The following is a 12,907-nucleotide window of genomic DNA, read 5'->3' on the forward strand; positions in this document are numbered from 1 at the left end:
AGGCGGGTTAGGCCTGCTCCTCCACGAACAGCTTCTTCAGCTCGTTCTTGAGAATCTTGCCGTTCGGGTTGCGAGGCAAGGTCTCGTGCCAGAACCGGACCTTCACCGGCACCTTGAACGCCGCCAGATGCTCGGCCACGTGGGCGCGGAGCTCTTCTTCCGTCGCCGAGGCGCCCGGCTTGAGGGTGACGACCGCGGCCGGCTCCTCGCCCAGGGTCCGGTGCGGAATGCCGACGATCGCCGCGTCCATCACCGCCGGATGGTCGTAGAGAACGTTCTCGACCTCGATGCAGTAGATGTTCTCGCCGCCGCGGATCAGCATGTCCTTGGCGCGGTCGATGATGAAGCAGAAGCCCTCTTCATCCACGCGGGCCAGGTCGCCGGTGCGGACCCAGCCGTCGACGAAGGTCTGGGCGGTGGCTTCCGGCTTGTTCCAGTAGTTCTTCACGACCTGCGGGCCGCGGGCCCAGAGCTCGCCCACGACGTTGGGGCCAAGCACGGTGACGCCGTCGGCCGGGTCACGGATCTCCAGGTCGCTGACCGGGACCGCCGGGCCGCAGCTGTCGGGACGGTTGGCGTAGTCCTCGGCGCCGTGGGTGGTGACGGTGGCGCAGGTCTCGGTCATGCCCCAGCCGTTGCCGGGGGCCGACTTCGGGAAGGTCTCCTTGATCTTGCGGACCAGTTCCGGGGCCGAGGGCGCGCCGCCGTAGGAGACCGACTCCAGCGAGGAGAGGTCGTAGTTGGCGCGGGCCGGATGCTCGATCAGCTGCCAGGCGATGGTCGGCACGCCGCCGGCCGACTGGATCTGCTCGCGCTGGATCAGCTCGAAGGCGCGGATGACGTCCCACTTGTGCATCATCACCAGCTTGGCGCCGCCGGCCAGCGACGGGTTCAGCACGGCCATGCAGCCGGTGACGTGGAAGAACGGGATCGAGATCAGCGACGAGCGTTGCGGCGCGGCGGGATCCGGCTCCGGCGGCTTCTCGCCGCGGCGCAGGAAGGCGCGCGCGCCGGCGACGGCGCCGGCCATGATGTTCGAGTTGACGCCGCGCTGGGTGGCCAGGGCGCCCTTCGGCTTACCCGTGGTGCCCGAGGTGTAGAAGATGGTGGCGTCGTCGTCGGGATGGATGTCGACCGGCGGCAGCGCCTGGTCCGGCAGGCTGGCCCACTCGTTGGCGCCGCCCAGCACGCTTTCCAGCGTGGTGACCTGGGGATGGGCGATCTCTTCGCGCGAGCGGCTGACATAGACGCGGACCAGGTCCGGGCAGTTGGGCAGGTGCTCGGTCAGGCGCTCGTAGCGCTCGGCGTCCATCAGCACGACCTTGCTGCCGGAATCGGTCAGGCCGTACTCCAGCTCGGGGCCGGTCCACCAGGCGTTCAGCGGGGTCACGATCGCGCCCAGCGAGGCGGCGGCGTAGAACGCCACGACCCATTCGGGCAGGTTGCGCATGATCACGGCGACGCGGTCGCCCTTCTGGACGCCGTCAGCCTGCAGCTGGCGGGCCAGGGCCGAGACGGCGCGATAGAAGGCTTCGTAGGTGACGCGCTCGTCTTCGTAGACGAGGAACACCCTTTCGCCGTGGGCGCGGCCCAGCTCGACGATCGAGCGCAGCGACGGCGGCAGGTTCTTCCAGGTCCGGGTGGGAACGCCGCGGATATCCACCGTCTCGATCTCGGCCGGGGATCCAGGCGCAGTGATCAGCGCGTGGGCCTGGGCGATGGACATGGCGGGCCAGCCAGCGGGCAGCACAGCCTCGGACATAGGCGTTCTCCTAATGCTCGCGCGGGCCTTGAACGCGCCCGCGTCGTCGTAGGTGAACAAGCATAACCTAGCTCCGGGTGCAAACGTGCGTTTGACGCGGCGGCAGGTAATCGCACCAAAGCTGGACGAACGCCGCCCCGCCGACCATTCATCGGCGAAGCGGCGTAACGCGGGTGGCTAGACCACGGCCTCGAGCAGGCTCAGCGCATGCTCGAGCTTGGTCTTGGCGGCCTCGGACTCGGCCAGGCGCTCGCGATTCTCCTCGACCACCTCTTCCTTGGCGTTGGCCACGAAGGCCGGATTGCCGAGCTTCTTCATCACGTGAGCGATGTCGGAGGCGTGGCCCGCGATCTCCTTGGCCAGGCGCGCGCGCTCGGCGGTCAGGTCGATGAACTCGGCCACCGGCAGGGCCAGGGTCGCGCCGTTGACGACGAAGGGGATGGCCCCCTGCGGCGCCTGATCGACGAAGTCGACCTCGGCCACGCGCAGCGTCTGGGCGATGACCGCAGCGTTGGTCTTGAACACCGCGCGCTGGGCGTCGGTGGCGTCGATGACCAGCAGCGGCGGGCGGGCCGAATGCGGCACGTTCAGCTCGGCCTTCACCGAGCGGCCTTCGCTGACGGCCGCGACGATCAGGCCGATCTCGGCGTCGGCGTCCGGATCGATCAGGGTGTCGGGCAGCTGCGGCCAGCGGGCGGTGATCAGCATCCCCTCGCCGCGCGGAGCGCCAAGGTCGGCCGTCTGGGCCCACAGCTCCTCGGTGAGGAACGGCATGACCGGGTGCAGCAGCTTCAGGATGACGTCGAGCGCCCAGGCGGCGGTGGCCTGGGTCTCGGCCTTCAGCGCCTCGTCGGTCCCGTTGAGCAGCGGCTTGGAGAGCTCGACGTACCAGTCGCAGAAGGTGTTCCAGATGAAGCGGTAGAGGCCGTTCGCGGCGCCGTCGAAGCTGCAGCCTTCCAGCGCCTTGGTGATCGAATGAACGGTGCGAACCGTCTCGCCGACGATCCAGCGGTTCAGCACGCCCTTCACATTGGCCGGGTCGAAGCCCTCGGCGCGGGCGCAGCCGTTCACCTGCGCGAAGCGGGCCGCGTTCCAGAGCTTGGTGCCGAAGTTGCGGTAGCCCTCGATGCGCTGGCGCGAGAGCTTGATGTCGCGCGCCTGGCCCGACATGGCGGTCAGGGTGAAGCGCAGGGCGTCGGCGCCGAAGTCGTCGACCAGCTCCAGCGGGTCCATGACGTTGCCCTTGGACTTCGACATCTTCTTGCCCTCGGCGTCGCGAACCAGGGCGTTGATGAAGACGCGGTCGAAGGGCACTTCACCCATGAAGTGGATGCCCATCATCATCATCCGGGCGACCCAGAAGAAGATGATGTCGAAGCCGGTGACCAGGGTGCTGGTCGGATAGAACCGCTCCAGGTCGCTGGTCTTCTCGGGCCAGCCCATGGTCGAGAACGGCCACAGGCCCGACGAGAACCAGGTGTCGAGGACGTCGTCGTCCTGGCGCAGGTATTCCTCGTGGCCGTAGTGGTCGAGGGCGGCGGCCTTGGCCCCCTCCTCGCTCTCGGCGACGAAGATCTTGCCGTCCGGGCCGTACCAGGCCGGGATCCGGTGCCCCCACCAGAGCTGGCGCGAGATGCACCACGGCTCGATGTTCCGCATCCACTCGAAGTAGGTCTTTTCCCAGTGGCGCGGCTCGAAGACCGTGCGGCCTTCTTCCACCGCCTTGATCGCCGGCTGGGCCAGGACCTTGGCGTCGACGTACCACTGGTCGGTCAGGTAGGGCTCGATGACCACGCCCGAGCGGTCGCCGTGCGGGACGGCGTGGCGGGTCTTCTCGATCTCGCGCAGCAGGCCGAGTTCCTCGAAGGCGGCGACCACCTTCTTGCGGGCCGCGAAGCGGTCGAGGCCCTGATACTCGGCCGGGGCGTTCTCGTTGATCTTCGCATCTTCGGTGAAGATGTTGATCATCGGCAGGTTGTTGCGCTTGCCGACCTGGTAGTCGTTGAAGTCGTGCGCCGGGGTGATCTTCACCGCGCCCGAGCCCTTTTCCGGATCGGCGTACTCGTCGGCGATGATCGGCACCGGGCGACCCACGATCGGCAGGCGGACGGCGCGTCCGATCAGGCCCTTGTAGCGCTCGTCGGTCGGGTGGACCGCGACGGCGGTGTCGCCGAGCATGGTCTCCGGACGCGTCGTCGCGACGACGATCTCGCCGGAGCCGTCCTCTAGCGGATAGGCGAAGTGGTAGAAGGCGCCGTCGACTTCCTTCTGCTCGACCTCGATGTCGGAGATCGCGGTCTGGAAGTGCGGATCCCAGTTCACCAGGCGCTTGTCGCGGTAGATCAGGCCCTGCTTGTGGAGGGTGACGAACACCTTGCGGACCGCGGCCGAGAGCCCGTCGTCGAGGGTGAAGCGCTCACGGCTCCAGTCGCAGGAGGCGCCCAGGCGGCGCAGCTGGTTGGTGATGGTCCCGCCGCTCTCGGCCTTCCATTCCCAGACCTTGGCGATGAACTCGTCGCGGCCCATGTCGCGGCGGCCGATATTGCCGGCGGCGGCCAGCTGGCGCTCGACGACCATCTGCGTGGCGATGCCGGCGTGGTCGGTGCCGGGCAGCCAGAGAGCGGCTTTGCCGCGCATCCGCTCGAACCGGGTCAGCACGTCCTGCAGCGTGTTGTTCAGCGCATGGCCGATGTGCAGCGAACCGGTGACGTTCGGCGGCGGGATGACGATGGAGAACGGCTCGGCGGCCGGATCGGCGCTCGGCGCGAACGCGCCGGAGCCCTCCCACATGGCGTAGAGGCGTTGTTCGGCGGTCTTGGGGTCGAAATTCTTTTCAAGCATTTGGGGCGCTGCATACATTTTCGAGCATCGGCGTGGAAGCGCGATGACATGGGAATCCGCTCATCCCCGCGCCAGCGGGGATCCAAGCGGACTCGCGAAAACGAAAATGCAGACCCGGCTTGGGGGCCCGGCGAACCGGGTGAGCGGTGCTCGTGTTCGCCTAGCGTACGCCGCCGCGGGCGATCCGCTCGACTTCCTTGTCGACGGTCTGCTGGACGATGCCCGGCAGATTCTCGTCGAGCCACTGCTTGAGCAGCGGGCGAAGCAGTTCGCGGACCACGTCCTCCAGCGTGCGGCCCTCGGCCGGCATCTGGATGGAGCGCGACAGCTGACCGAAGGCCGAGGCCGCGGCGCTGGCCGCGACCGCGCCGACCAGGCCGTCGCCGATCTCGACCGCCGGTGCGGGCGGCGCCGGGGGCGGCTCGTAGGCAGGGATCTCGGGCTCTTCGCTCACCGACGGGGTGTAGACGTCGAGGTCGCCGAGCGACTCGATCTTGTCGGTCAGCTCCAGCGCGCCGTCGTCTTCCTCGACGACGGGCTCCGGCTCGGGCTCGAACACCGGCGCGGTCGCCTGGACGGGTTCGGGTTCGGGCTCAGCTTCGGGAGCCGCGGCGTCCGCCGGCGCGTCATCTTCGGAGATGATGCGTCGGATGGAGGCCAGGATCTCCTCCATCGTCGGTTCTTGCGAGGTCTGTTCAGACATTTCAGGGCCGCCGGTGGTGCGAAAGAGAATCCGTCACGCCAAGCTTGGCGCGACGGTGTGATCCTGCAATTTCCGCCAGAAGGCGCAAGCGCCTAATCGCCTCACAGGCGAAACCGTGCACTAAAACTTTAACCCTATTTCGGCGCGGCGGGAGACGGAGCGGCCATCGGTTTCTCGACGGTCTTGGGCGTGAACACGCCGTCGACCACGGCGATCGGCTCTTCCCACGGCACCCAGCCCCAGGTGATCCGGTTGCTGCGGAAATTGGCGCTGGGGTCGTAGCGCGTCAGACTCGGCTCCAGAATCGGCGCTTCCAACTGGCCCATCTGCGCCAGCACCAGCGAGCCGGCGACGAACTCGTCGCGGCGGGCGCTGACCTGCGAGAGCTCGGCGTTGCGCAGCTCCTGCTCGGCGTTCAGCACGTCCAGCGTGGTGCGCAGCCCGACCTGCTGCTCCTGCTTGGTGCCCTCGGCCGCGATTCGGGCGGCCTTCACCTGCTGGTCGGTCGAGCTGATGCTCGCCTTGCTGGCCAGGTGCTGGTTCCAGGCCTGGGTCAGGCTCTGCATGACCGAGCGGCGCGCCACCTCGACGTTGATGCGGTCGGCGTTGTTGCGCTCCATCGACGCGCGCACGCGCGACGAGACCAGGCCGCCGGTGAACAACGGCACGGTCAGGGTCGCTCCCGCGCGGACCGCGCGCGACGAATCCTCGCCCTGCCAGGGATCGGCCGTGCCGCTGTAGCCGACCGAACCGGTGAGCCCGAGGTTCGGCATGCGCTCGGCGCGAGCCGCTGCGACACGAGCCCGGCTGCCCTGCTCGGTGTACTGCGCCTGGCGGATCTGCGGATTGTTGATCTCGGCCGCCTCGTAGGCCTGGGCCACGTCGGCCGGCAGGAAGGACGAGATCGGCGGCTCCGGCGCCAGATCGCCCGGGTTCTGGCCGACGACCGAAGCGTAGACCGCGCGGCTCGACGCCAGCTGGGCCTGGGCCTGCGAGAGCTGGGCCTCGGCCGCGGCCAGACGGGCCTCGGACTGGGCGACGTCCGTGCGGGTGATTTCACCGACCTCGAAGCGGGCCTTGGACTCGTCGAGCTGGCGCTGGAGGACGCGGACGTTCTCTTCGCGGATACGCAGGCCTTCCTGGTCGCGCCGGGTGTCGGCGTAGGCCTGGACGACCGACTGGATCACCGTGGCCTCTGTGCGGCGCAGTTGCTCGCGGCCGGCCAGGATGTCGGCTTCGGCGGCGTTCACCGCCGCGGCCACGCGGCCGCCGGTGTAAAGCGGCTGGCTCAGTTGCAGGGTGGCGCTGGCGCTGTTGTCGTCACGACGGCCGGCGACCAGGGTGTCGCGGATGCCGTCGCCGTTGGTGTCGATGTAGTCGCCCTGGCCGGGGGTGCGGATGTCGGCATAGGCGACCGAGCCGGTCACCGAGGCCTGCGGGCGATAACCGGTGCGGGCCTGGACCCAGTTCTCGTCGAGCGCCCGCTGCGTGGCGCGCTGGGCCTGGAGGGTCGGGTTCGAGTCGTACGCAAGCGCGATCGCCTCGGCCAGGGTTTCGGCGGACGCGGGCGCGGCGATCGTGAGCGCAAGTCCTGCGCTGTAGACCGCGGCCAACAAACCTCCGCGACGACTATTGAACATGGTTATCCCCGAAACGGCGTAGTGAGACCGGGTCCTATATGACCGGCTATTCAGCGCCGGACTAGTGGGCGCGACCTTAAGCTTTTTTCACCCCAAGGTTTCGGCCATGTTTCACGTGCGCCATCTGCACGCGAGGATCGCCTCGACCTAGAACGCAAACCCCGCCTTCGGTTCGAAGCCCGGCAGAACAGGCGCCATGGCGTCAAACAGCGTACGGCGGCCGACGCCGTCGTCGGCGCGGACATAGTAAACAGCTTGACCGGTAGGTCCGTTCCGTTCGACCACCAGGAGACGGCCGCCAGGGGCCAGCGCGTCGAGCCAGGTCTGCGGCGCCCGAGTGACGGCGCCTTCCACCACGATCAGGTCGTAGTCGCCGCCCGGGACGGCCTTCAGTTCCTCGGCGTCGAAGCGCGTCACGTCGAGGCCGACCGCCTCGAGAACCGCCGCGGCGTAGGGAGCGGCGATCGCCAGCACCCGCTCGCCCTCGACCGGCTTGGCCGCCTGCAGCAGCTTGGAGACCTCGCGCGGGCGCAGCAGATAGCGGCCCGGGGCGTATTCGACATCGACGTCGGCATAGGCCTGGAAGCCCCGGTCCGCGGGGATCAGCGCTTCGCGCGGAATCGCGCGCATCGCGTCGTGCAGACGCACGTCCGTCACGTCATTGGTGCGAACTTGGCTCTCGACCATGTTGAGCCGGGCTGCGGCGAAATCGGCGGCCATGATTCCTCGACGGGGCAGACGCAGAATAAGAAACTTGGCGCGCTTATAGGTCCGCCGCTGACGTGAAGGCAATCGGCCCATGAGAGAGGCGAGAGAGGATTGCAGGGAGCGGCCTGTTCTGTTAGCGATCCGCCCTCCCCGGCTCCGGCCGGCGGCGGCCTGATGGCGGAGTGGTGACGCAGCGGACTGCAAATCCGTGAACCCGAGTTCGATTCTCGGTCAGGCCTCCAAATTTTTCCCAGCAAAATCAAGACGACAAGCTCTAGACCAGCGCGCGTGCGGGCGTCCGCCTGCCACAAGCTCGCATCGAGTAGTAGCGAGTCGAGGTCCCGAGGGGACCGGAGATCCGATCGGCGTCACGCGCGACGCAGGTCGTTGACGCGTTAGTCGATTGTCAGAAGATTCACGGCGATGCTTCGCCGGACGATCGGGGAAGGTCCCGGGGGGGAATAGAGAATGAAACAAGCCATCATCATTGCAGCATGCGCCTTCGGCCTTGCGGCGCCGGCGCACGCCGAAACACTTCGCCAGCAGTTCCCAAACTCGAAGGACGAGGTCTACGCCGCCCTTCTCCAGGCGCTTCCCGCCTCGGGATTCAAGATCCAGGAAGAGAGCGCAGCCATGGCCCGCGTTTCCGCCAAAGCCCCCATGTCCGCGATGTCATTTGGCGAGCGCATGACCCTAAGCGTCGTCGCCGTCCCCTCGGGAGGGAGCATGCTCGAATATACCGGGGCTCCGGTCATGTCCTCGAACATTGTCGCCGAGGGCCGCGTCGTGAAGCACTTCGACAAAATCGTGTTTGCGGTCGGGGAGCGTCTGACGACGCCGACGCCGGCGTCCTAGCGCCGTGTCGCCCATGACACGTGTGACGGGACTGAGCACACCCCGGAAGGGATTTCCCTAGCTTTCCTTAATAGGCGGGGCTTCTATGTTGTCCATGGGAGCCCGTTGCGCCGCAGAAGCGCCGTGGGGTTGGAAGGTGGGCTATGGGCGACAGAACTGTCAGCCAGACAAGCGGGACGCTGACCCGCAGTCGAATGAGCGACCTTGTCGGACGCCTCGCGATCCTGCTGCGCGACGCACAACCGCCGTTCATGCAGCGCTCTGAAATCCGTGACATGCAGCCGTGGAATCTGCGTCAGGGACCGCCTGGAAACGCCCCCTAGCCGGTCTCGTTCCTACCGCAACGCCATCGTTCTGTAGTTCGCACGACAATTGACCTGCGATTTCCGCCCCCGCCGGCGGAAATCTGCGCAGGGTTACGCGACGGGCGCCTTGCCGCGCCTGCGCCAGCCAATAGTTTGTCCGCAACGAGCGGAGGATTGGACATGGCTGACTTCGGAAGCGAACTGGGACTCGAGGAATTCCGCACCGAGGCCCGCGCCTGGCTGGAAGAGAACTTCCCGGCCTCGCTACGCGGCAAGCCCGGCGTCGCAGCCGCCCTCATGGAAGGCGAGAAGCCCGAGGGCGACGTCCTGCTCTGGATGCAGCGCATCGGCGAAAAGGGCTGGGGCACCCCGACCTGGCCGACCGAGTACGGCGGCGGCGGCCTGAGCGGCCAGCAGGCCCGCGTGCTGCAGCAGGAGATGGCCAAGATCGGCGCCTTCAACCCGCTGACTTTCGGCATGGGCGTGACCATGGTCGGCCCGACGATCCTCGACTACGGAACCGAGGAGCAGAAGCGCAAGCACATCCCGCCGATCGTGCGCGGCGAGATCCGCTGGTGCGTAGGCTATTCCGAGCCCAACGCCGGCTCGGACCTGGCCTCGCTGCAGACCAAGGCGACCGACGCCGGCGACCACTGGACGATCACGGGCCAGAAGACCTGGACCTCGGGGGCGCAGTATTCGCAGTGGTGCGGCGCGCTCGTGCGGACCGACTCCAAGGCCAAGAAGCATGACGGCATCACCTTCATGCTGATCGACATGCAGCAGGACGCCATCGAGACGCGGCCGATCGCGCTGATCGCCGGCGCCTCGCCGTTCTGCGAGACCTTCTTCAACGACGCCCGCGCCGAGAAGGACGCGGTGCTGGGCGAGCTCAACGTCGGCTGGACGGTCGGCAAGCGGCTGCTGCAGCACGAGCGCGCCAGCCAGACCGGCGCGGCGAACGGCCCGCGGGCGACGCCGATGCAGGACATCGCCAAGCGCTATCTCGAGCTCGACGCCGACGGCCGCATCGCCGACACCGACCTGCGCACGCGGCTGACCCGGCACCTGATGGACGCCCAGATCCACCGGCTGACCCTGGCGCGCGCGGCGGCCGAATCGAAGGGCGCGTCGGGGGCGACCAACGCCGCCTCGGTGCTCAAGAACTCGGCCACCAACGTCGCCCAGACCCGGGCCGAACTGACCGTCGAAATCATGGGGCACCAGGGCCTGGGCTGGGAGGGCGAGGCCTTCAGCAAGGACGAGATCGAGACGGTCCGCAGCTGGCTGGGCGGCAAGGCGATGTCGATCTACGGCGGCTCGTCCGAGATCCAGAACAACATCATCTCCAAGCGGATCCTGGGGCTGCCCGACAACACCCAGTCGGCCTGATCCCCTGGCGGGGGCGCCCGTGTTGGGTCACAACTGATCCGAACACGGCGCGCCGGGGGATTCGGGAATGGCCACGGGCGACAAGCGGGTCGAACTGACGCTGCGGGGCCTGGCCCTGGGCTGCCTGATCACGGTCGTGTTCACCGCCGCCAACGTCTATCTCGGCCTGCGGGTCGGGTTGACCTTCGCCTCGTCGATCCCCGCGGCGGTCATCTCGATGGTGATCCTGCGGGGCCTGAAGACCTCGACCATCTGGGAAAACAACATCGTCCAGACGGTGGCCTCGGCCGCCGGGACGCTGTCGTCGATCATCTTCGTACTGCCCGGCCTGGTGATGGTCGGCTGGTGGACGGGCTTCCCGTTCTGGACCTCGTTCTGGATCTGCGTGATCGGCGGGGTCCTGGGGGTGATGTACACGATCCCGCTGCGCCGGGCCCTGGTGACCAATTCCGACCTGCCCTACCCCGAAGGCCGCGCCGCGGCCGAGGTGCTGAAGGTCGGCTCGGGGTCGCGCGACTCGTCCGGCGGGGCCGAGGCCAAGGCCGGGCTGGCCGCCGTGGTCGTCGGATCGCTGGGCTCGGCCGCCATCTCCGCCGCGGTCGGCATGCGCGCCCTGGCCGGCGAGATCGCGGTCTGGTTCCGCCCCACCCCCACCACCGCCACCGGACTGGCCGGAGGCCTGCAGCTGGCGCTGATCGGCGCCGGCCACCTGATGGGCGTTGCGGTCGGAGTCGCCATGCTGGTCGGCACGATCATCGCCTGGGGCGTGGCGGTGCCGATCATGACCCACCTGAACCCGGCCGCGACCGGAACCGCGGCCGAGATCGCCCAGGCCGCCTGGGCCCCGAACGTGCGCTTCATCGGCGCCGGCGCGATCGGCGCGGCGGCGATCTGGACGCTGGCCAAGCTGGCCGGCCCGGTCTGGATCGGCCTGGCCGGGGCGATCCGCGCCTCAGGCCTGCGCGCCGCCGGCAAGGGCGCCGACCTGCCGCTGACCGAGCGCGACATGCCGATCTGGATCGTCGGGGCGGTGATCCTGGGCAGCCTGCCGCCGCTGGCGGTGCTGCTCTACAGCTTCCTGAGCGCCGGCCCGCTGGAGAGCGTGATCTGGCCGCTGATCGCCGGCGGGGTGCTCTATGTCGTGATCGCCGGGTTCCTGGTGGCGGCGGTCTGCGGCTACATGGCCGGGCTGATCGGCTCGTCCAACAGCCCGGTCTCGGGGCTCGCCATCCTCTCGGTGCTGGGCGCTTCGCTGCTGCTGGTGCTGCTGGCCGCGAACACCGTCGGCCCGACCGGCCACGCCGCCCTCGTCGCCTACGCCCTGTTCGTGACCGCGGTGCTGCTCAACGTCGCGACCATCGCCAACGACAACCTGCAGGACCTGAAGACCGGCCAGCTGGTCGGCGCCACGCCCTGGAAGCAGCAGGCCGCGCTGATCGTCGGCGTCGTCGCCGGCGCCTGCGTGATCCCGCCGATCCTCGACATCCTCAACAAGGCGTTCGGCTTCGCCGGCGCGCCGAACCTCCACGCCATCTCGGACCAGCCGCTGGCCGCGCCGCAGGCGGTGCTGATCTCGACCCTGGCCAAGGGCGTGATCCAGGGCGACCTGCCGTGGATCTATATCGGCGTCGGCGTGGCGCTGGGCGTCGTGCTGGTCGTCGTCGACGAGCTGCTGCGGCGGACCGGCAAGTACAGCCTGCCGCCGCTGGGCGTTGGGATCGCCATCTATCTGCCGGCGGCGGTGACGCTGCCGGTCGTGCTGGGGGCCGTAGTCGGCTGGATCTATGACCGCTGGGTCAGCCGCAAGCCGCATGGGGCTGCGGCCCAGCGGCTGGGCGTGCTGCTGGCCTCAGGCTTCATCGTCGGCGAGAGCCTGTTCAACGTGGCGCTGGCCGGGCTGATCGTGGCGACCAACAATCCCTCGCCCATCGCCGTGGCCCCCGAGGCGTTCCCCGAACAGACAATGTGGGCCGGGGCCGGCGTCGTCGCGCTGACGATCCTGTGCCTCTATCTCTGGACCGAAGCGCGGGCCCGCAAGCTGCCGCCGGAAGCGGCCTAGGAGCGGGGCGACAGCCGGGCGATCACGCCGGCCACATAGGCGCGCATGCCGCCGGACATCGACACGGCCCCGTCGCTGAGCAGCCATTGCAGGCGCAGGCCGTCGAGCACCGCGGTCATGTTCGCCGCCTCAACCGCCGGGTCGAAGTCGCCGACCAGATCGCCGGCGCGGCGCGCCTCCTCGAAGGCCTGGGTCAGCATGGCCCGGAAGCGGTCGTAGCGGCCGACGAAGTAGGCGTTGATCTCGGTCTCGCCCGAGAGGTTTTCGGCCGACAGCGTCACGTCCAGCGCGGTCAGGATCGGATCGGCCTCCAGGTCGGCGCCGAACTCGGCCATGCGTTCGAGCAGCGGCAGCCCCTGGACGTCGCGGACCTTTTCCAGGGCCTCGTCCTGCTCGCGGTCGCCCTCGGCGATCACCGCCAGCAGCAAGGCGTTCTTGGTCGGGAAATGATAGAGCAGCCCGGCGTCGGTGATGCCGGCCTCCTGGGCGATCGCCGCCAGGCTGGAGCCCTTGAACCCCTGACTCGCAAACAGCCGCCGCGCGGCCTCCAGCACCGCCGCCCGGCGGGCCCTGCCCCGCGGCTGACGGGTTCCAGGAGCGCTGGCGGTCTGGGCGGGGGCACGCGTCGTGGTCATCCAAATG

General features: G+C 68.6%; 9 protein-coding genes and 1 tRNA gene. 4 read left to right on the plus strand and 6 right to left on the minus strand.

Annotated features, from left to right (window positions below):
- Positions 1–7 precede the first annotated feature (7 nt).
- The 5 genes from ACSQ2H_RS12525 to ACSQ2H_RS12545 all read right to left on the minus strand — a co-directional run bounded on the left by ACSQ2H_RS12525 (position 8) and on the right by ACSQ2H_RS12545 (position 7,666).
- On the minus strand, positions 8–1,762 hold the full coding sequence (locus tag ACSQ2H_RS12525) for a class I adenylate-forming enzyme family protein (RefSeq protein WP_436061718.1): 1,755 nt from the start codon (positions 1,760–1,762) through the stop codon (positions 8–10).
- 177 nt (positions 1,763–1,939) lie between these two features.
- On the minus strand, positions 1,940–4,603 hold the full coding sequence (locus ACSQ2H_RS12530; RefSeq protein ID WP_436061719.1) for a valine--tRNA ligase: 2,664 nt from the start codon (positions 4,601–4,603) through the stop codon (positions 1,940–1,942).
- A 160-nt stretch (positions 4,604–4,763) separates the two neighbouring features.
- A complete protein-coding gene (locus tag ACSQ2H_RS12535) occupies positions 4,764–5,306 on the minus strand; it encodes a DUF2497 domain-containing protein (protein ID WP_436061720.1) in 543 nt (180 codons plus the stop codon).
- A gap of 134 nt (positions 5,307–5,440) precedes the next feature.
- Entirely contained in the window at positions 5,441–6,946 is a 1,506-nt protein-coding gene (locus ACSQ2H_RS12540; protein WP_436061721.1) for a TolC family outer membrane protein, read from the minus strand.
- A 147-nt stretch (positions 6,947–7,093) separates the two neighbouring features.
- Positions 7,094–7,666: a protein-L-isoaspartate O-methyltransferase family protein gene (locus ACSQ2H_RS12545; protein WP_436061722.1), complete on the minus strand. Its 573-nt coding sequence runs from the start codon at positions 7,664–7,666 to the stop codon at positions 7,094–7,096.
- 156 nt (positions 7,667–7,822) lie between these two features.
- Between ACSQ2H_RS12545 and ACSQ2H_RS12550 the strand changes: the two genes are divergently transcribed.
- The 4 genes from ACSQ2H_RS12550 to ACSQ2H_RS12565 all read left to right on the plus strand — a co-directional run bounded on the left by ACSQ2H_RS12550 (position 7,823) and on the right by ACSQ2H_RS12565 (position 12,265).
- A tRNA-Cys gene (locus tag ACSQ2H_RS12550) sits at positions 7,823–7,896 on the plus strand.
- Between the two features lie 226 nt (positions 7,897–8,122).
- Positions 8,123–8,509 carry a hypothetical protein gene (locus ACSQ2H_RS12555; protein WP_436061723.1) on the plus strand — a complete coding sequence of 129 codons (387 nt, stop codon included), beginning with the start codon at positions 8,123–8,125 and terminating at the stop codon, positions 8,507–8,509.
- A 485-nt stretch (positions 8,510–8,994) separates the two neighbouring features.
- Positions 8,995–10,206 (plus strand): acyl-CoA dehydrogenase family protein, encoded by a 1,212-nt coding sequence (locus ACSQ2H_RS12560; protein ID WP_436061724.1) that lies wholly within the window; start codon positions 8,995–8,997, stop codon positions 10,204–10,206.
- 67 nt (positions 10,207–10,273) lie between these two features.
- Positions 10,274–12,265, plus strand: a complete 1,992-nt coding sequence (locus tag ACSQ2H_RS12565; RefSeq protein ID WP_436061725.1) for an OPT family oligopeptide transporter — start codon at positions 10,274–10,276, stop codon at positions 12,263–12,265.
- On the opposite strand, the gene ACSQ2H_RS12570 is transcribed toward ACSQ2H_RS12565, so the two are convergent.
- A complete protein-coding gene (locus ACSQ2H_RS12570; RefSeq protein WP_436061726.1) occupies positions 12,262–12,900 on the minus strand; it encodes a TetR/AcrR family transcriptional regulator in 639 nt (212 codons plus the stop codon). The genes ACSQ2H_RS12565 and ACSQ2H_RS12570 overlap by 4 nt on opposite strands.
- Between the last annotated feature and the right edge of the window lie 7 nt (positions 12,901–12,907).

It is taken from the genome of Phenylobacterium sp. LjRoot97 (genome assembly GCF_964254345.1).
Classification (GTDB): Bacteria; Pseudomonadota; Alphaproteobacteria; order Caulobacterales; family Caulobacteraceae; genus Phenylobacterium.